The sequence below is a fragment of the Wolbachia endosymbiont (group A) of Sturmia bella genome (genome assembly GCF_964030905.1).
GTDB lineage: Bacteria > Pseudomonadota > Alphaproteobacteria > Rickettsiales > Anaplasmataceae > Wolbachia > Wolbachia pipientis.
In genome coordinates, this window is the sequence record NZ_OZ034988.1 from 711,767 (window position 1) to 732,007 (window position 20,241).

The 20,241-nt window shown below is 36.0% G+C and carries 13 protein-coding genes; 7 read left to right on the forward strand and 6 right to left on the reverse strand.

Translation table 11 applies throughout. The features are described 5' to 3' along the window. Positions 1-711 precede the first annotated feature (711 nt). Both ccmA and ACQH3L_RS03305 read right to left on the reverse strand, forming a co-directional pair. Entirely contained in the window at positions 712-1,335 is a 624-nt protein-coding gene (gene ccmA, locus ACQH3L_RS03300) for a heme ABC exporter ATP-binding protein CcmA (protein WP_007548816.1), read from the reverse strand. A gap of 3 nt (positions 1,336-1,338) precedes the next feature. Continuing rightward, a complete protein-coding gene (locus ACQH3L_RS03305) occupies positions 1,339-1,770 on the reverse strand; it encodes a hypothetical protein (RefSeq protein WP_010082661.1) in 432 nt (143 codons plus the stop codon). A gap of 185 nt (positions 1,771-1,955) precedes the next feature. On the opposite strand from ACQH3L_RS03305, the gene aspS reads away from it, so the two are divergent. Together aspS and ACQH3L_RS03315 are read left to right on the forward strand one after the other, a co-directional pair. Further along, entirely contained in the window at positions 1,956-3,758 is a 1,803-nt protein-coding gene (aspS, locus tag ACQH3L_RS03310) for an aspartate--tRNA ligase (RefSeq protein WP_038198726.1), read from the forward strand. Between the two features lie 61 nt (positions 3,759-3,819). Further along, the gene (locus ACQH3L_RS03315; protein ID WP_425384592.1) at positions 3,820-5,082 is read left to right on the forward strand and encodes an MFS transporter; all 1,263 of its coding nucleotides are present in this window, start codon (positions 3,820-3,822) and stop codon (positions 5,080-5,082) included. A gap of 7 nt (positions 5,083-5,089) precedes the next feature. Here ACQH3L_RS03315 and ACQH3L_RS03320 read toward each other — a convergent pair whose 3' ends face one another. Then, entirely contained in the window at positions 5,090-6,013 is a 924-nt protein-coding gene (locus ACQH3L_RS03320; protein WP_006279888.1) for an RluA family pseudouridine synthase, read from the reverse strand. Positions 6,014-6,421: 408 nt separating this feature from the next. Continuing rightward, on the reverse strand, positions 6,422-7,402 hold the full coding sequence (pdhA, locus tag ACQH3L_RS03325; RefSeq protein ID WP_006279887.1) for a pyruvate dehydrogenase (acetyl-transferring) E1 component subunit alpha: 981 nt from the start codon (positions 7,400-7,402) through the stop codon (positions 6,422-6,424). A 55-nt stretch (positions 7,403-7,457) separates the two neighbouring features. Between pdhA and hemJ the strand changes: the two genes are divergently transcribed. The 3 genes from hemJ (at position 7,458) to miaB (ending at position 10,151) form a co-directional block, all read left to right on the forward strand. After that, complete coding sequence (gene hemJ / locus ACQH3L_RS03330; protein WP_010082641.1) at positions 7,458-7,886, forward strand: protoporphyrinogen oxidase HemJ; 429 nt, start codon at positions 7,458-7,460, stop codon at positions 7,884-7,886. 53 nt (positions 7,887-7,939) lie between these two features. Continuing rightward, entirely contained in the window at positions 7,940-8,218 is a 279-nt protein-coding gene (locus ACQH3L_RS03335; RefSeq protein WP_138265071.1) for a hypothetical protein, read from the forward strand. A 613-nt stretch (positions 8,219-8,831) separates the two neighbouring features. Then, on the forward strand, positions 8,832-10,151 hold the full coding sequence (gene miaB / locus ACQH3L_RS03340; protein WP_425384593.1) for a tRNA (N6-isopentenyl adenosine(37)-C2)-methylthiotransferase MiaB: 1,320 nt from the start codon (positions 8,832-8,834) through the stop codon (positions 10,149-10,151). 139 nt (positions 10,152-10,290) lie between these two features. On the opposite strand, the gene ACQH3L_RS03345 is transcribed toward miaB, so the two are convergent. Next, positions 10,291-11,757 (reverse strand): peptide MFS transporter, encoded by a 1,467-nt coding sequence (locus ACQH3L_RS03345; RefSeq protein WP_425384594.1) that lies wholly within the window; start codon positions 11,755-11,757, stop codon positions 10,291-10,293. 176 nt (positions 11,758-11,933) lie between these two features. Between ACQH3L_RS03345 and ACQH3L_RS03350 the strand changes: the two genes are divergently transcribed. After that, on the forward strand, positions 11,934-15,269 hold the full coding sequence (locus ACQH3L_RS03350; RefSeq protein WP_425384595.1) for a class I tRNA ligase family protein: 3,336 nt from the start codon (positions 11,934-11,936) through the stop codon (positions 15,267-15,269). Positions 15,270-15,337: 68 nt separating this feature from the next. Then, complete coding sequence (locus ACQH3L_RS03355) at positions 15,338-17,827, forward strand: hypothetical protein (RefSeq protein ID WP_425384596.1); 2,490 nt, start codon at positions 15,338-15,340, stop codon at positions 17,825-17,827. Here ACQH3L_RS03355 and pheT read toward each other — a convergent pair. Further along, the gene (pheT, locus tag ACQH3L_RS03360; RefSeq protein ID WP_010962581.1) at positions 17,818-20,157 is read right to left on the reverse strand and encodes a phenylalanine--tRNA ligase subunit beta; all 2,340 of its coding nucleotides are present in this window, start codon (positions 20,155-20,157) and stop codon (positions 17,818-17,820) included. The two genes, ACQH3L_RS03355 and pheT, sit on opposite strands and share 10 nt — an antisense overlap. Between the last annotated feature and the right edge of the window lie 84 nt (positions 20,158-20,241).

The window sequence follows — 20,241 nt, forward strand, 5'->3', positions numbered from 1 at the left end:
AGCATAGAAAGTGGAATGTGTAAGCGCAGCCTCAACAGGTTGTCATCCAAGTAGCTGACTACTTGGATCCAGATTGGATACTGAGTTGGTGAGTATAAAAGTATAGCTAACGCGAGCTCTACGTCATACCGCCGCAGAATAATTAACCGTCATACCGCGATTCATTCGCAGTATCCCTTCGCGGTATCCCTTAGCCGCTAACAAGCAGCGGGATGACGGTTGTCGTTTAGCTATAAATATTTAAGAAATTTACTAAACAGAAAAAAAGGCAAAAGAAGCCCCGTGGTTGGCTAATTACTTACATTATACTTTCAAGTATGGCGTTTTTTTATTCTAAACGCTTAATAACCGCGACTCAGCTGCTTTTAAATGCAACTAACCTTAGCTATAAATATTTAAGAAATTTACTAAACAGAAAAAAAGGCAAAAGAAACCCTAGGGTAGCTAGTTATTCACTATCCATTTTTTAAGTTGGCGTTTTTTTATGTTTTAAACGCTTTATAAGCGCGTTTCAGCTTATGTAGGTAGAAGTTTGATAAAGACATAAGGTGCACATAGTGCAAAAAATTAAACATGAGACGCAAGATACGTGAGTTTTTTTGTCATTTAATCTGTACAGAGAAGATAAATAAATAGCTTCAGTGTTTATGATAAGGGGGCTGGCGGAGTTTGTCAAGCAAGTTTTTTATTTCTAGCGGTTGTTGCCAAAAACTATACAAGAAGTCTATTGAAATTACGTATATCAATCGTTGTAAAATCACACAATTGCTCTGTAGAGCTATGCCCTGTAATAATTACTATACCATTTTGCTCAGAGCGTATTGAGATTAGGTTCAGCACTAATTCACACGTTGCACTATCAAGATTACAAAATGGTTCATCTATCAGCCAAACGTTTGCATTAGAAATCAAGAGGCGAGCAAGCGCAACTCTCCTTTTCCAGCCTGCAGAAAGTTCGCCATATCTAATATTAAGTACAGGTTGCAACTGCAAGCAACAAATAGCTGCCACAATCAATTCTCTAGTATTTCGTATTCCTGCCCAGAATTCTACGTTTTGAGCAACAGTTAAGCTATCTTTACAGGCATTCTTATGGCCTATATAGACCATAGAAGATATATAGGATTTTGGATCATCATATATATCTTTTCCGCAGTGCCTTATATTGCCTGATACCGGCGGTAAAAGTCCAGATAAACTTCTAATTAAGCTGGTTTTACCACTACCATTTGGACCAGTGATTAGAATCTTTGATTTTAGCTCAGCTTTAAAACTGAGATTCTTAAATAGTACCTTATTATTACGAGTGCAGGATAAATTTTCACATTCAAGCATGGATTATCTGCCCTTTCCCTTATGTTTACCTTGAGTTGAAGCCTGAGCTTTTACAAACAGCTCCCAAAATCCTTTCTGTCCGCCTTCTCTATGTATCAATTGTGCAAAACGCTGCATTAAACCATTACCCATCATAACCATCTTTGTCCATTTACCTACCGGTTTTGCTATGTCAACTATTTCTGGATCTTCTTTATAAACTTGCACATCTTTTTGCTTCTCACGCAGTATTTCCTGTTGTTTCATCAACTCTTTTTGCTTATTTTTTTGATATAATTCATTGAATTTTCTGTCTTCTTCCCACTCTTCTTTAAAAACTTTTCTAGGAAATATGATTTTTCTAATGCGATTTTTGTATATTTTTCTCAAAAAGAGAAATACTTTGACTATAGCAAGTAATGCTATACTATATATAATAATTTGTCCGAAAGACATTTTCTGTACTCAGCTTACGCCACATTATACCATAATTATAGAAATTGTGCAATTTTTGTGTGAGTAAAGACAGTATAAAAGTAATACTGCTCTATTTCGTAAACTGGACAAATATCTGACGAATGGGCTTGTATGTGGTAAGGTTTATTTCTATACTTTTTAAAGAATTTAGAAGTGAAACAAATATGAACTGCTACAAGACTCACACGTGTGAAGAATTAAGAAAGAATGATGTAGAAAAGGAAGTTACCCTTTCTGGATGGTTATATCGTAAGCGCGACCATGGTAACCTAATTTTTGTTGATTTAAGAGACTTCTACGGAATCACTCAGCTAGTATTTAATAATGACAAAGACTTTTTTGATGAGATATCAAATTTAAAATTGGAGAGTGTAATTACTGTTACAGGAATAGTTGAAGCTAGAACTGAAGATACGGTAAACAGCTCTATTTCTACCGGAGAAATCGAGGTGATAGTCAACAATTTGCGCGTTGAGTCGGAAGTTGAGTTCCACTTTGATGAAGAAATAGCAAAAGAAGAAAGAAGTATATTGGCAAGCATTACCGGCGAGCAAGAATACCCAGAAAACATGAGATTCAAATATCGATTTCTTGACTTAAGACGTGAAAAAGTCCGCAACAATATTATTTTGCGCTCACAAATTATTGCAGAGCTCCGCAAGCTCATGATAGAGCGAGGATTTTTAGAGATTCAAACTCCAATACTCACTGCTTCCTCTCCTGAAGGAGCACGCGACTACCTAGTGCCAAGCAGGCTAAATCCTGGCAAGTTCTATGCATTGCCACAAGCTCCGCAGATTTTCAAACAGTTGCTCATGGTTTCAGGGTTTGATAAATATTTCCAAATTGCACCGTGTTTTCGTGATGAAGACGCAAGGGCTGACCGTTCTCCGGGAGAGTTTTATCAGCTAGATCTTGAAATGTCTTTTGTAACTCAAGAAGACATCTTTCAGATTATTGAGTCTACCTTATATAGAGTGTTTGCTAAATTTTCTCGCAAGTCTGTCGATAAAGATTTTCCACGCATTACATACAAAGAGGCAATGCTTAAGTATGGTTCTGACAAGCCAGATTTGCGTAATCCACTATTAATCAGCGATGTTACAGAAATTTTTCGTGATTCAGGGTTCAATATTTTCAAAAGCAATATTGAGCGTGGTATGGTAGTGAGAGCCATCCCTGCACCTAAAACAGCAGAGGAACCACGCAGCTTCTTTGATAAAAAGATAGAACATGCGCAAAAAGAATTCGGTGCTAAGGGTCTCGGATATATAACGTTTGATAAAGATGGAACTGCGAAAGGCCCAATTGCTAAATTTCTTGATGAAAATAGGCTAAACCACATAAGAGAAGCAACAAACATAGAGCCAGGAGATAGTGTATTTTTTGCTTCTGACAAAGAGAATGAGGCGGCAAACATTGCAGGAAAAGTACGCACTCTTTTAGGGTCAGAACTCAGTCTTATAGATGATAATATCTTCAAGTTTTGTTGGATCATTGATTTTCCATATTTTGTATATGACGATAAAAGTAAAAAAATCGATTTCTTTCATAACCCATTCTCCATGCCACACGGTGGTCTGAAAGATTTAGAGGACAAAAATCCACTGGATATCCTTGCTTACCAATATGATCTTGTTTGCAATGGAATAGAACTGTCAAGTGGGGCGATTCGTAATAACAAACTGGATATCATGTATAAAGCTTTTGCCATTGCAGGTTATAGCCGGGGAGAAGTTGATACAAGATTCGGTGCACTTGTACGTGCATTCAGATTTGGTGTTCCTCCTCATGGTGGAATAGCACCAGGAGTTGATAGAATAGTTATGCTGCTTGCTGATGAGCCAAATATTCGTGAAGTAATCTGTTTTCCTATGAACCAGCAAGGTGAAGATGTTCTAATGGGTGCTCCTTCCAAGGTGGAGGATAAGCATTTACGTGAATTATCCTTGAAGGTTATTGAATGAAAAATTTTATAGCAAGGAGCACCGGTTAATGATATATTAGGTTATGTTAAATTGAAAGACCATGAATAATATCCAAAAAGCAATACTATCGGGCATGATCTGTAACATGATTGTGTGGTATGAACTCACTCTTTTTGGAGTATTAACAGATACAATCATCAACGTTTTTTTCCCATCAGAAGATCATTATTTGAGTACACTCAAATTCCTTGGTGTTTTTGCAATTGGTTTTGCGTTTAGACCAATTGGTGCAGTAATTTTTGGTTATATGGGAGATAAGTATGGCAGAAGAAAGACTTTACTTACTTCAGCAATATTAATTTCAATATCATCCACAATTATGGGAATTATACCTGGGTATAAAGAAATAGGGTTGCTTTCACCTGTATTGCTTGTGTTTTGTAGAATAGTGCAAGGAATAACTGCAGGAGGTGAAACAAGCATTAATACAGCATTTACGATAGAGCATTCAAAAGATAAAAAAAATCTAGGTTTCTTAGGAAGTATGAAGCCCTTTAGCGGAGCCCTTGGAACGCTCTTATGCATAACAATGATATTTATCTGCAAAAGAGTTACAGGTGAGAACTATGAAATATGGGGATGGAAGTTGCTTTTTTATTTTTGCTTTTTTTGGGGGACAATAGGTTTTTTAACTAGGTACATATTAAAAGAAAGCTTAGCATATAAAACTAATAAGTACGCTAATAATTTAGCACATTCACCATTGTTAGAACTAGTAAGAAACTATAAAAGACCGCTTATTATTTCAATCAATCTGGGAATTGCTCAGAATGCAATTGTCTACGCAGCAATAATGTTTTATAATATATCAATAAAAGAGCTAGTTATTTTATCTATTAGTGTTAAAGATTTAATGAGGATAGTAATACAGGTTGTATTTGCAGCATCTGCGGTACTTTTTGCAATTTTATCTGATAAAGTTGGAAGAAAACGCGTAATGATTCCTGTACTGATTATGCTATCTCTGATTGGTACATGTGTATTACCATTATTATCTTCCGTTAACCACTATGTCGTAATAATAACTTACTTATTGATTACTATACCAGTAGGTGCATCTTTTGGAATATATGGTTCTGTTATTTGTGAACTGTTTCCAACAAAAGTAAGATGCACTGGCGTAAGCTTAGCAAATAATATATCTGCAGGAATTTTTGGTGGCCTTTCTCCATACATATGCATGTGGCTTATAGAAAAAACCGAAACAAAACTTGCAGCAGGCATTTATCTTACTGCCTGCGCATTAATTAGCCTAATATCTGTGCTTCAAATTAAAGCCAAAGACAGAAAAGTTGATTGGTGAAATCGTTTCAGTCGAAAAATAGCGCTTCAATGGATTTTTCGATGTGTTTAGTGATAGGAGCGGTGATAGTGATTTCTTTATTGTTTGGCAGTTTTAAAGATAAAGAATGCGAATGAAGGTGAATTTTATTTGCTATCCCATCAATAAAAGCTTTTTTACCACCATATTTACCGTCACCAAGAATAGGGCAATTTATATGAGCTAAATGTGCACGTAACTGATGGGTTCTGCCGGTAATTGGTTGTAATTTTAAATAAGCAACATTGTGTTTGGATTTTGCTATAATTGAAAAATGCGTAGTGGCATTCTGAGGTGAATTTTCATCAACGACCACTTTTTCTTGACCTGAAACATATTTTTTCACCAATGGATAGTCTATTGTTCCACTATCCTTGCTCGGTATGCCAGAAGTTAATGCTAAATAAGTTTTTTTTACTCTTCGTCCTTTAAATTCTTCCATAAGGTATCTGGCAACATTAGCGTTGCGTGCGAATATTATCACTCCACTCGTATCTCTATCTAGCCTATGGACAATTTTAAATGTTTCTCCCTCTCTTATTTGGTCAAGCAAATCACTCATGCTAATCTTTACTTTTACGCCACCTTGAACGATGACCCCTGCGGGTTTGTTTATAGCTAGTATATATTCGTCTTCATATAATATGTTCTCTCTTAGTAGATTCACTAACTTTTCATTATATTTGCGATCAGAATTAGCGTTTTCAATATAATTCAAGTGCTTCAGCGTTATAGTTTGCCCAGAATTTACTCTATCACTGGACTTTGCTTTGCAATCATCAACTTTGATTAATCCTTTCCTTAAAGATTTTTCAATTACAGATTGCTTTAGATCAGGAAAGATTCTTCTGATGTACCTATCCAGCCTAACGTTATCGTCTTCTATTAATATGGTTTTTATACTTTGCAGCATTCCATTATTTATAATGAATATCTAGTGAAATGTCAATTATTGGTGTCATTCCAGTGTCAAGCACTGGAATGACACCGAAGGGGCTACTGCCGTCATAAAGGAACCAGTGTCAGCTACTCGGATGACAGGAGAAGGAGACTACTGAGATGACAGCTAGCCTGACAACCGTCATCCCGCTGCTTGTTAGCGGGATCTAGAGATACCGCGAATGAATCGCGGTATGACGGTTCGCGGCGGCATGACGTAGAGCTTGCGTTAGCTATACTTTTATACTCACCAACTCAGCTGGATCCAAGTAGTCAGAGCACTGGGATGACAAAAAAAGGAGGGCACTTGGATGACGGGAGAAGGAGCTATTTGGATGACATCGTTTACTATACAATGTTTGTACAGTTCTGGATAAAAAAATTAGCTAACAAATTTATAAACATCAGTATACAGCTCATCAACGCTTGGTTCTTTACTATTTTTGGCAAAATCTTCCGACTTTTTTACTAAATCACGTATTTCCTTATCAATTACTTTGCACTCTTCTTCTGAAGCCATTTTATTATCTGTCATGTATTTCTTTAAAGTGCTTATAGGGTCATGATTTTGCTTCATATCTTCAACTTCTTCTTTTAAGCGATAAGTAGCAGGATCTGACATTGAGTGACCGCGATATCGATATGTCTTCATTTCAAGCAGGATAGGCCCTTTTCCGCTGCGTGTGTGTTCCGCTGCTTCGCTTGTAGCCTCATAAACAGAGAAAAAATCCATTCCATCAACTTGTTTTCCAGGAATACCAAAACTTTCTCCTCTTTTATATAACTCTGTTACTAAAGTTGACCTTTGCACGGAGGTTCCCATTGCGTATTCATTATTTTCTATGATGTAAACCACAGGCAACTCCCACAAAGATGCCATATTAAACGATTCATATACTTGTCCTTGATTTGCAGCACCGTCGCCAAAATATGTAAATACTACATTATCTTTTTTCTTATATTTATTAGCAAATGCTATTCCTGTGCCAATTGGAACTTGTGCTCCCACTATTCCATGCCCGCCGAAGAATTTTTTTTCAACGTCAAATACGTGCATCGAACCACCTTTACCTTTCGAGCATCCTGTTTCTTTGCCGGTAAGCTCTGCCATTACAACATTTGGATCAGAATCACATGCGAGCATTAAGCCATGGTCTCTATAACTTGTGATAAAAGCGTCACCTAATTTTGATGCAGCTTGAGTTCCAACTGCAACTGCTTCTTGTCCTATTGATAGGTGACAGAACCCGCCTATTAATCCCATCCCATATAATTGTCCTGCTTTTTCCTCAAATCTGCGTATGAGTAGCATTTTCCTGTAGAATCCAATTATCTGTTCTTTAGTGAAATTTTCTGCTTTCATATCGATTTCTTTTTCATTAAACTAACACAATACCAGGAATTTTAAATTTTTGCTAATGAACTATTACCACTGGCTTGAGGCTTTTCACGTTATCTCTGTTATCATGTGGATGGCAGGTATGCTTTATTTACCCAGGCTTTATGTCTACCATGCAACTGTAAAACCGGGATCGGAAAATGATAGCTTGCTTCAAACAATGGAAAAGAGGCTACTTAGATATATCATAAACCCTGCAATGCTTTTCTCACTTGGTCTTGGAATTACACTAATGGTTATTAGGGAAGCATATCGTGAAGGATGGTTTCATGTAAAAGCATTTGCAATACTTTTGATGTTAATTATTCATATGCTACTTGCAAAATATAGGAAAAATTTTGCAATGGGTTCGAATAAGAAGTCACATATTTATTTTCGCGTTTTAAATGAAGCAGTTACAGTATTGATAATAGTTATAGTTATTATGGTTGTTGTAAAACCTTTTTGACTGACCTTACCCAAAAAAAGCAGAAAGCTCGTATCTGTTCAGATGCATGGCTAATGTACAATACTGAAATAAAAATTCCAGTGCTCCCTTTCTTGTCATCCCAGTGCTTGACACTGGGATCCAGCTTTCTTTACAAATTCACCAAAAGTGCTTCATTCTATAACGCAAAACCCATACTCACCAAACTCAATGCATTACTTGCAATTAAGTCTCCTGGATGCCAGTGTCAAGCTACTCGGATGACACCATTCTTTTTCCTGGATCCCAGTGTTAGCTACTTGCATGACACCATTCTTTTTCCTGGATCCCAGTGGGCTTTGTTGCATCGCTAGCTATGATGGATAAAGATAAAAAAGGTAGAGAATATCAGTAGCTTATTATTCTGGTATTTATAATAAGAACGGTCAGTGAATACCTAAATTTGAGTAAAAGAAATTTCACTACCACTCACTAATCCGGCTAAAATTCAAGAATTTCAATGCTTTAGCTATTTTCAATAGAATTAAATTTATTAATATAAATAATAAATTACTATTCTTAAATTTGATCAGATTGATTGCAAAAAAACAAGATTTTCAATGGGTTACTTATAATCCTAACTATAGTTAGCCTTTCATAAGTAGCGATGCAACAAAGCCATCCCAGTGTCAAGCACTGGGATGACAAGAAGAGGGCACTGCCCTCTTGGATGGAAGCCAGTGTTAGCTACTTTCATGACACCCTGACAACCGTCATCCCGCTACTTGTTAGCGGGATCTAGAGATACCGTGATGGTATGACGTAGGGGTTGCCGAGAACTTGTCATCCCAGTGCTTGACACTGGGATCCAGTTTTTCGTATAATTTTGTCAAAATCTATTGTGCTAGCAAGTTCACTAGCGTCACGCGCTGGTCTGTTAGACATTTACGTGTAGGGTGAAGAAATTTTGAAAAAGACATACCAAATATGAAAGGCCTATATATTAAAACTTACGGCTGTCAGATGAACGTTTATGACTCCGTTTTAATGGAAAATGTAATTAAACCTTTGGGGTTCAACATTGTTAGTGATGCAGGGAAAGCCGATTTAGTGATACTGAATACTTGTCACATTAGAGAGAAGGCAGCAGAAAAACTTTACTCAGAGCTTGGGAAGATTCATTCGTTACGAAAAGAAATGACTATAGTGGTGGCTGGGTGTGTAGCGCAAGCAGAGGGAGAAGAAGTGTTCAGAAGGGCTCCTTTTGTTGATATTGTTGTTGGTCCGCAGAGTATCGCTACCTTACCGGAGCTGATAGTCAAAGCAAGCAGAAGTAAAGGTCATGTAATAAACACTGATTTTCCTGAAGTTGCAAAGTTTGATAAATTGCCAGATGAATGCTATGGCAATAGCCAGGGGTCTTCTGCGTTTCTTGCCATACAAGAGGGTTGTGATAAATTTTGTACGTTTTGTGTAGTGCCCTATACTCGTGGAGCTGAGTATTCACGGCCAGTGAATGAAATATTTCGTGAAGCATTGAAATTAGTTGCAAATGGGGCAAATGAGATCAATTTGCTTGGTCAGAACGTCAATGCTTACCATGGGGAGTGCGAAGGGGAAGTGTGGGATTTAGGAAAATTAATTAGTCATATTGCTAAAATTGAAAAGCTAGAGAGGATTCGTTATACAACTTCTCATCCAAGAGATATGCATGAATCTCTCTACTTGGCACATGCGGAAGAGCCAAAGCTCATGCCGTTTGTTCACCTGCCTGTGCAGTCTGGTTCGAATAAAATATTGCACGCGATGAACAGGAAACACACTGCAGAGGAGTATTTGGAAATAATAGACAGATTTCGCAAATTGAAACCTGAAATCGAATTTTCTTCTGATTTTATTGTTGGTTTTCCTGGAGAAACCGAAAAAGATTTTGAAGAAACTATGAAATTAGTAGAAAAAGTTAGATATGCTCAGGCTTATAGTTTTAAATACAGCCCAAGACCAGGCACACCGGGAGCGGAAAGAAAAGATCAAGTACCAGAAGAGGTTAAAACAGAGCGCCTTCTTCGTTTACAGAAATTAATTAGTAAGCAACAACTTGAGTTTAACCAGAGTATGGTAGATAAAACTATACCTGTTCTATTTAGCGATAAAAAAGGTAAACACCAAAACCAAATTATTGGTAAAAGCCCATATATGCAATCAGTGTGCATTGATGATTCTGAAGATAAATACAGGGACAAAATAGTAAATGTGAAAGTGTTGGAAGCTCGGCAGAGTAGTTTGCTGGGGTGTGCATTTCACTGATTTTAAGCAGCGTTAAATATAAATCTTAAGCAAAGAGTATTGAAAAAATGCAATAATAATCTTTTTCAAAAGTTACAAAGTTTAATTGCTACCTCTGCTGAACGGGTACCTTAAACCTACAAATTTGAGCTTACCTATATCAATTTTTTGTACAAGATGAGTTAGTAACAACTTTATGTATAAAATTGAAGAAGAATAAAAATACAATAACGAGCATTAAATTAAATATTCCCACCTTTAAAAAACCCTCTTTATATATTTCTAAAGATTCTAAATAATTTATTTTACCACTTACTGAAGGAACTGACATAAATTTTGATATTGCAACTCCGGCTAGGTTAGAAAACGCTAATGACAGCATTACTATACCCATCACTACTCCTCTAAGGTTTTTGGGGGCTAGTGTAGTTGCTTGTTCTTGGACTAATGGAGCAATACATAATTCTCCCAGTCCCATAAAGGAGATAGCAATTATTAAATATAAGTATTCTACTTTACCTTCAATGCTAGAGTTTAAACATCCTATGTACAGTGTGAAAAAACACATAGCCATTGTCAGAAGGCCAAGGGTAAACATGGAAGTTGCATATTTTTGCTTAAACTTCATGTATGTTCCAAAAAGAAAGCCAAATATTATAATTGACAAAGGATTTATGGCTTGAGAAACTGAAGCTGGGATTGTTATACCTAATACATTGTTAATAACGTTTCTTTCGGTGAATAAGTTAACCAAAGAGCCAAGCTGCATTTCTAAAGCAAAAAAACACAAGAAAAATACCACAAGAATAGATAATGCCACTAATTTTCGTCTTTGTTCTGCTGATAATTTAGATATTATATAAATAAATATGCCCAGAGCTGTTATTCCAATAAATATGAGCATATTAGTAAAAAATTCACTATGTATAAGCATTTTAGCAATTATTGATGATGACAGAAAGCTTCCTATCAATACTATACCAAAAATTTTAATCCCTAATATGCGCTTATTCATAAGCTCTGGATAAGGAGAAAGGCCGCTATCTCCTAAAAGATTCTGAAATTTGAGAAAAAAGATTAGCCCTATAGACATCCCAATACCAGCTAAACCAAAGCCGTAGTGCCAGCCAAACAAGTGGGCTACATAACCACATGAAATAGAAGCCAATATTGCTCCAATATTCACACCTACGTAAAATAAAGTAAAGCCTCTGCTACGTTCAGGATCGTCTTTGCCATAGCATGAACTAAGTAAGTTAGTTACGTTCCCTTTAAACATACCAGTACCTATGGCTATTAGAGATAAACCTAAATATAATAAACCTGGTTCAAACTTAACCAATGACATGCAAGCATGACCTGCTATAATCACTATCCCTCCAAGCAACACTATGTTGCGGAATCCCATCAACTTATCAGCTAAAAAACCTCCAAGTATTGGTATAGAATAACCTGTTGCAGCAAATAATGAGTAAATAGTAAAGGCCCTCTCATCAGTGAAACCTAAGTGAGAAGTCAAAAATAGGACCAAAAGTGCCCTCATTCCATAGTAAGAGAAACGTTCCCACATTTCAACAAAGCACAACATTTTTAAAAATTGTGGAAACTTATCTGTCTTCTGATCCATAAAATACCCCTAAAGTTTGGGTTAATGTTAAGTAAAACAATAAAAACTGCAAGTAAAACTTAAAAAAAGGTATTGGAAGCTCGGCAGAATAGTTTGTTGGGGTGTGAGCTACGGAAATATTTTTGAATTTGTAATTTTTCAGAAAGCCCTATATTCTTTAGTTTTACATAGCGAACATGAAGTCAAAGCATTATCCTGATACAGTAAGTAGTCCTGATTTTTTATCGTTAGAAAAGGAAATCATAAAATTTTGGCAGGAAAACAAAGTTTTTGAGCGGTCAGTTGAAGAACGTTCCAAGGATAATTGTTTTGTCTTTTACGATGGGCCTCCGTTTGCAAATGGACTTCCGCATTATGGACATTTACTCACTGGTTTCATCAAAGACGCATTTGCAAGATATCAAACTATGCTTCAAAAAAGGGTTGAACGTAGATTTGGCTGGGATTGCCATGGATTGCCGGCTGAGATGGGTGCAGAAAAAGAACTTGGAATATCTGGTAGAACTGAGATAGAGAAGTTTGGTATAGATAAATTTAACGATCATTGCCGTACTTCTGTGATGAAATTTTCATCAGAGTGGGAGAAGTATGTAAATAGGCAAGCAAGGTGGGTAGACTTTCACAATGACTATAAGACTATGGATAAATCATTCATGGAGTCGGTCATGTGGGCATTCAAGCAGCTTTATGATAAGGGTCTGGTGTATGAATCAGTGCGCGTTGTACCATATAGCTGGGCATGCGAAACTCCATTATCTAATTTCGAAACAAGGCTTGATAACGCGTATAGAGAAAAAGTTAGCAAAGCTGTAACTGTTGCATTTGAGCTTTTAGAAAACCCACAGCAATTTAAAAGTGTTAAACGAAAGTGTAAATTACTTGCTTGGACTACAACTCCTTGGACGTTGCCGAGCAACTTGGCTTTAGCAATAGGAAAAGATATTAAGTATTGTGCAGTGTCAGTCCACCCTTTGATGTCATTCCAGCGCGTGACGCTGGAATCTATTTCTGGATCCCAGTGTCTGGGCACTGGGATGACAGGGAGTAGTGAAGGAAGTTCAATGAATGGTGAAATATACATTTTTGCTGAAAGCTACTTAGAGAAATTTATCAGCCACTCTGAACAAAACAATATTCCATATGAAAACTGCAATATAAAACTTAAAGCGAATGATCTTGCAGGTCTTTCTTACAAACCACTGTTTGACTATTTTAAAGACACAAAAAATGCATTTCGCGTTTTTATTGCTGATTATGTGACGGAAGAAGACGGTACTGGCGTTGTGCATACTGCTCCTGGATTTGGTGAGGAAGATTTTTACCTTTGCCAAAGCCATGATATTCCAGTTATTTGTCCAATTGATAACAGTGGAAAATTTACTGCTGAAGTTTCAGATTTGGCAGGGGTTCATGTTTTTGATGCCAATGATACAGTAATAAAAAAATTGAAAGGGCAGGGAAGTTGGTTTAAGACTGAGCAATATATTCACAATTATCCACACTGCTGGAGAACTGACACTCCTTTGATCTATCGAACTATGACTTCTTGGTATGTTGCTGTTACAAAATTCAAAAGCAGAATGGTAGAGCTAAATAAGAGAGTTAATTGGATACCAAACCACATTAGAGATGGTCAATTTGGAAAATGGCTTGAAGGGGCACACGACTGGTCAATTTCACGCAATCGATTCTGGGGTACGCCAATCCCTGTATGGAAATCAGATGATGCGAGATATCCAAGAGTAGATGTATATGGTTCAATAGAAGAACTGGAGAGAGATTTTAATGTTAAAATAGACGACTTGCACAGACCATTTATCGATACTTTAACAAGACTAAATCCTGATGATCCAACAGGAAAATCAGTTATGCGCCGTGTACCTGACGTGTTTGACTGCTGGTTTGAATCTGGCTCGATGCCATTTGCGCAAATCCACTATCCGTTTGAAAATAAGGAGTGGTTTGAATCTGCGGATTTTATCACTGAATACATAGCGCAAACCAGGGGGTGGTTTTATACGCTCTTTGTATTGTCCACTGCTTTGTTTAATAGGGAACCATTTAAGAACTGCATATGCCACGGTGTTGTTTTGGATGTAAAAGGGCAAAAATTGTCCAAACGTTTGAATAACTATGCAGATCCAATGGAGGTTTTTGATAGATACGGTTCTGATGCACTGCGTTTTCTTATGCTTTCTGGATCTATTATTTGTGGTGGTAATTTGCTACTCGATAAAGAAGGAAACTCAATACGAGATGTTCTGAAAAACGTAATAAAACCTATTTGGAACAGTTATCACTTTTTTACTATGTATGCAAATGCAGATGGAATTAAAGCTGAAGTTTGTAAGGATTATCAAAGTACTATTGATCGCTACATGATTTCCAAATGTTTTGAAGCTGTAGAAAGTATCCAAGCTTCTATGAACAGCTATAGCTCCCAAGAGGCTTGCAAAATTCTGATAGATTTTTTTGAAGTGCTGAATAACTGGTATATTCGTCGCAGTCGCGAGCGTTTTTGGAAAAGTGATTTGGATCAGGATAAAACTGATGCTTATAATGTTCTATATACGGTTTTTTATTACATACTAAGAGCTGCAGCTCCTTTGTTGCCACTTATAACAGAGAATATATGGCAAGGGCTTAAGTATGAAGAAACATCTGTTCATTTGGCTAATTTTCCACAATTAGAGAAGTTTGATAGTCAGCTCATTGCCAAGATGGATCTAGTGAGAGAGGTGTGCAACTCTGCACTTTCGATCAGAAACACTTTTAATATACGTATCAGACAGCCGCTTGGCAGTATGATCATTTATCATCAGTCTTCCTGTAGTTTTCTTGAAGGTGAACCGCTTTCTGTCATCCCAGAGTTCTCTCCTGTTATCCAAGTAGCTGACACTGGGATCCAGTGTGCTGCAGATTCAAATGAGTACCAGGAGATGATAAAAGATGAGGTGAATGTAAAAAGCTTGGAATTAGTAAACAGACTTGAAGGTATTGCATCACTAGAGTTAAAGCTAAATTTCCCACTGCTTGGGAAAAGAATTCCAGACAAAATCAAGAAGCTAGTTCAATATGTCAAGGAGGGAAAATGGAAGCAAGTTGAGAATGAGCAGATATTTCTAGGAGACGAATCAGAGAACTATATTATAGAAAAAGGCGAATATGAACTATTGTTAAAAGCAAACAGTGAATATTCCTCTGTATTTGATAACAATAAAGGGATTGTCATTCTAAATACTGAACTAAATGATGAATTAATTCTAGAAGGGTTAGCGAGAGATGTCGTGAGGCTCATTCAAGAAACCAGAAAACAAGCTGATTTTCATATATCAGATAGAATCAGAGTAATAATCAAAACAGAAGAAGAGAAAATTAAGGAAGCAATAAATACGTGGTTTGAATATATAAAAGAGCAGACCCTTGCCTTATCTTTGGACATTAATACAGAAATTGGAACTAACTTCTATTCTAAGGAATATCAGGATTTAAGTGTTAGTATTGAGCGTTAAATTTTTAATAAAGTTGCAAGATTGTCAGTATTTATGCTATACTTAAGGTAATTGGATAAGGTTATAATATGAATAAAGCTGTTGCAGATGATTATGAAGAAGTTGTTAACAATAGTGGTGGTTTAGGTAAAGCAGAATCTGTTGTTACTTTGGAGGAGGAAGAAGAGTTTTTTGATGCTATGGAAGCTGTTTCTAATGTAGAAGAAGGGAATAATTTAGGTCTTGCTACTTCAGAAGAGGAAGAAGAATTTTTTGATGCTGTGGAAGAACAAGAGCCGTTAGCTAATTTTAACGTTACACTCAGTATATTTCATTATAAAGATTATAACTCTGATTTTTTTACTTCCTGGTATAATATATCAAGCGAAATATTTAAGGAAATAAATAGAACTTGCCCAGAAAAGAAAATATTAAATTTAGCTCTGTCAGGTTTAATGCTTCCTTATATTGCTTTTACTGCACTGGGATTAGTCGTATGCAGTAGATTTCAAGCAAACAGCAAGACACAAGACAGTGTAGGGGAAGATAAGACAAAAAAGAGTGAAACTGGCGTGCCAAAAAGATTGGCATATGGTGTTCTTGCTGCAATAGCAATTTTTGTTAATATGGCTGTACTTGTAGCCTTAGTTGTTCCTGCAACAATTGCTTTGGCTACTTTTTATCTTTTAAATAGAGATTTATCTCACTCTTTAGTTACTGCTCTTAAAATAAGTATGGGGCGGTATTCTAATAAGCATCAAAATATTGAGGTGTCTTTTCATGAAAAGGAAGTTACTGGACCAAATATTGCGTGGGATATGGAAATAGAATTTCCACCGCAATTTAAACGATTGCTTAGAGATTTGTATGAAAATGAAAATAACAAGTGGTTTGATGTGACGCGGAATTCAGAGCATAGCATCGTACTGAAATTGTCAACTAACATCAATTTAAAAAATGGTCTTAAGCCCTTACGCAATGAAATCAAGGATGTGCTTGCAACTTCTATTCAGGAATTTGCGAAGACTATGGAAGAACTGATAAAGCTAGAAAAGAAAGAGATTACATATGATAAATTGAAGGAATTATTGAACGAATTCAAGTCGAAAGTGGTAGATAGTATAGGTCCTAATTTGACAAGTCACTTAATACAAAGTGCTTATCAAGTTGCCTTTATACAAGCAATTAAGTTTCAGCGAGATAGACGGGGAGAAGATTTTTCGCTGGAAGATGAGATAAAAAATTCTTTAGTGAGACAGGAATTAGAGAGTTTAAGAGGAATAGGTCAAACAAGGTGTAACAATATATATAAGAAATTAAAAGAAATACATGAAAACAGTAGCTTAACAAATGACACCTTAAAAAGGGGGTTAGAAGACCTTTTTAAATTCGAATATGATGATCAAGAGATTGAGCGCAGGCTGATAAAATCAGTAATGAAAAAAGTTCAAGGTAAGTTAAGTCAATCAGATATACCGGATAAGGAGAAGCAAAGCCTAAGGAAGCAGCTTGAAGATTTAGAAAAAAAAGTAAAGGTTCCATCGGATAAGGAAGCTTCAGCTAAAATAAATGACTTTATAGAAAAGATGTATTTAGAAATAAAAAAATATAAAGTGCAAAGGTTACTTCGAGAACAAAAAAAGGGTGTTTTACGTTTATGCAAGAAATTAAGAAAATATGGTGAATCAGGTCTAGCAGAAATAATTGAAGCTTTTCGCGTGCAAGATGAAGGACATTTAGAAAAATCTACATTAGAACAAACACTCAAAGATCAAAATAAGCGTTTACAAGCTGAACAAAATAACAGGGAAAAAGGGCATCCGGGTACAAGATCAATAGAAGTGCTCTTAAAAAGGAATGAAGAAATTCTGAAAGCATTAAAACAGTTAGAATTAGGCAAAAAAGAATTATTGATAAATGAAGAAACAAAAAATGATTATAAAGAAGAACTAACGTCTCGTGAAAAAATAAAATTTGCAGTAATAGAAGATGATTTACTGAAGGTGTTCAAGCTTGAAACTTTTGATGAAAAAGAAATCAAGAAGTTATTAGAAAGAGCAGAACTGGAGTACTGTTTAGCAGAAAAACGCATCAAATATCCTGTAATTAAAACAAAAGATAATATCAAACATTTTAGTCAAAATTTATTGTCTCCTTTGATAGACAATTTGACAAAAAATATAATAAATAATATACCAGGAAATAGTGAAGGTTGTATACAGAAAGTTAAGAACTGGAGTAAAGTTATGTTTGGTGCAATAAAGATTGGAGCATCAAATGCTTATAAAGAGACTACAGAGAGAAAAGCGTTAAATGTGGCACATAATACTTATAAAGAAGGAGAGACATTTCTTCAATGTTTTCAGTCAAATTATGAAGGTATTGGAGCCTTTTTAGGTAATTTATTTTCTGATGATGGGGTAACATTTAAAAATGATGTGTGGCCTAAAATAGAAGAGCATTTGCATGGAATGTGGGATAGATTTTTCAAGGATATTGAATTCAATATTGGAAATAAATTGGATGAAGTAAGTGTGACACAGCAACGGCAGGAAACTATGATTGTGACTCAACGATAAGTTCTCAAAGTTCCTCCGGTATTTTCACATACTAAATTAACTATAGCACTTGATTCTTTTTGGATCTCTTTTTCAGTTAAAGTGTGGATTGGAGAGCAAAAAGTAACTGACAACGCTATAGACATCTTATTCGGTTCTATATTATTTCCATGGTATACATCGAATATCAAAACTTCTGTGATGAGCTCTGAGCTTTTTTTTATCACATTGATTATGTTACCTACTTCCACATCCTTATTTACTATAAATGCAAAATCACGTTTTACACTTTGGTATTTATAATCGATAAATTTCTTTCTACTTACAGGTAAATTTTCAATGTTTTCTAGTATTACCTCAAAACCTACAACTTTTTGCTTGATATCAAAAAGATCTAATATATTAGGATGCAACTCTCCAAAATAACCTGCTACTTTATTCTTAAAAGAGAGAGTGCCTGACTTTCCTGGGTGGTAATGTTCTTTTTCTGCTTTCTCTATCGTTAAATTATCACAATTAACGTTAAAAAACTCCAAAGCTGCTATGCAATCAGCCTTTGCGTCAAAAACATCTACTTTCCTATCAGTATTATAATGGTTTCGCGGTAAATTATTTCCTGACCTAATTCCACTTAAAACATACTTAGACTGAGCTTCACCATCGTAAATCGGCCCGATTTCGAAGATTGCAAGATCAGATATTCCATGGGCAATATTATCAGCAGTAACTTGCAATAAATTTGGCATAATACTTGGTCTCATTATATTAAAGCTATTGTTAAACGGATTATCGATGATAAATAACTTATTCGAGTAACCAAATTTTTCAGCTGTTGATTCACTCATAAACGACCAGGTTAGCACTTCATGAAACCCTCTGTTTGTCATCAAAATACGCAAATTGTCGTATGTACTATCTACTTCTTCAACATTATTTGGTAGTGGTTCTTCTTTTATTTTGTCATAGCCGTATATCCTTGTTACTTCTTCGATTAGGTCAGCCGGTATTGTCACGTCCGGTCTCCAGCTTGGTACTTGTACATTCCAATTGCCTTCGGTTTTTTTATCAATACTAAACCCTAGTTTCGTTAAGATATCAAGCACCTCATCAGGCGATACAGACACACTTCCAAACTTGTTCACATCCTGATAATCAAAGCTCACCTTGGTGTCAGCACTATCTAAACTGCCAGCAGACACTACGCTTGAGGTTTCTCCACCACATAAGTCCAGAATCATTTTAGCTGCAAGGTTGAGTCCATCAAAAGTAAATTCAGGATCAACTGAACGTGCAAATCTGTAACTAGCGTCTGTGGAGATGCCGAGCTGCCTTGAAGATTTAGTAATAGAGATGGGATCGAACCAAGCAGACTCTAAAAAGATATCAGTAGTTTCAAGAGTACATTCACTGCACTTACCACCTATAATTCCAGCAATTCCATGAATATTTTTATCACCTGCAATAACGCTTATGTCTTTGTTTAATAAGTATTCTTTACCGTTCAAACCAGCAAATTTTTCTCCGTCGTTTGCTTTGCGTACTGTGAGCTCTCCTTCTATTTTTTTTGCATCATACGCGTGCATTGGGCGGCTGAAAGATATCATAATATAGTTCGTGATATCAACTATTGCAGAAATGGAGCGCATTCCTATCGATTCCAGCCTATCTTTTAACCATTTTGGGCTTTCTTGATTTTTTACATTGGCGATGTATATTCCACTAATAAAACTTTCCCCGTCAGTAACTTCAACATCGATTGGTGAATTTATGGAGCTGGTAAGTTGTGGAATGCTTAAAGTCTTTAATGTCCCAATTCCAGTTGCAGCAAGGTCGCGAGCTATTCCATAAATGCCTAAGCAATCTCCACGGTTTGGAGTAACATTTATATCAATTACAGGGTCACAATTGAAAAATTTATCCCCTACTTTATAATCATCGGAAAGCTCGATTATTCCTTCACTTTCCTCTTGAACCAGCGCAAGTTCAGAAGCAGAGCAGAGCATCCCTTCACTTAGCACTCCTCGTATTTTTGTGGGCTTGATTGTGAAATCACTTTCTGGCAATGTGCTACCAAGAGATGCAAGCACAGTTTTCATACCTTCTCTAACATTGTTTGCTCCGCAAACTATTTGTAGAATTTTACTTCCGTCATCTACTTTACATAATTTTAATTTATCAGCATTTGGATGAGGTACGACTTCTAATACCTCTGCAACGATAAACCCAGTCAATCTGGAATTATCGATCACATCTTCTACTTCTAACCCTATGTGAGTTAATTTATCGGTAATTTCTTCTAAACTAGCATTGGTTTCTAAGTACTCTAATAACCAAGATAATGTGAATTTCATGGACCTAAAAAGAAGTGAAAAAGTTATTGTAATATAAAATGTAGTGCTTTTAAAGCTTGTTGTAGTGGAATACTTCTATATCAT

What these genes read in the sequence shown, in the direction of transcription:
- ccmA (WP_007548816.1), bottom strand. Translation starts at nt 1,335, where the DNA reads ATGCTTGAATGTGAAAATTTATCCTGCACTCGTAATAATAAGGTACTA.
- ACQH3L_RS03305 (WP_010082661.1), bottom strand. Translation starts at nt 1,770, where the DNA reads ATGTCTTTCGGACAAATTATTATATATAGTATAGCATTACTTGCTATA.
- aspS (WP_038198726.1), top strand. Translation starts at nt 1,956, where the DNA reads ATGAACTGCTACAAGACTCACACGTGTGAAGAATTAAGAAAGAATGAT.
- ACQH3L_RS03315 (WP_425384592.1), top strand. Translation starts at nt 3,820, where the DNA reads ATGAATAATATCCAAAAAGCAATACTATCGGGCATGATCTGTAACATG.
- ACQH3L_RS03320 (WP_006279888.1), bottom strand. Translation starts at nt 6,013, where the DNA reads ATGCTGCAAAGTATAAAAACCATATTAATAGAAGACGATAACGTTAGG.
- pdhA (WP_006279887.1), bottom strand. Translation starts at nt 7,402, where the DNA reads ATGAAAGCAGAAAATTTCACTAAAGAACAGATAATTGGATTCTACAGG.
- hemJ (WP_010082641.1), top strand. Translation starts at nt 7,458, where the DNA reads ATGAACTATTACCACTGGCTTGAGGCTTTTCACGTTATCTCTGTTATC.
- ACQH3L_RS03335 (WP_138265071.1), top strand. Translation starts at nt 7,940, where the DNA reads ATGTACAATACTGAAATAAAAATTCCAGTGCTCCCTTTCTTGTCATCC.
- miaB (WP_425384593.1), top strand. Translation starts at nt 8,832, where the DNA reads ATGAAAGGCCTATATATTAAAACTTACGGCTGTCAGATGAACGTTTAT.
- ACQH3L_RS03345 (WP_425384594.1), bottom strand. Translation starts at nt 11,757, where the DNA reads ATGGATCAGAAGACAGATAAGTTTCCACAATTTTTAAAAATGTTGTGC.
- ACQH3L_RS03350 (WP_425384595.1), top strand. Translation starts at nt 11,934, where the DNA reads ATGAAGTCAAAGCATTATCCTGATACAGTAAGTAGTCCTGATTTTTTA.
- ACQH3L_RS03355 (WP_425384596.1), top strand. Translation starts at nt 15,338, where the DNA reads ATGAATAAAGCTGTTGCAGATGATTATGAAGAAGTTGTTAACAATAGT.
- pheT (WP_010962581.1), bottom strand. Translation starts at nt 20,157, where the DNA reads ATGAAATTCACATTATCTTGGTTATTAGAGTACTTAGAAACCAATGCT.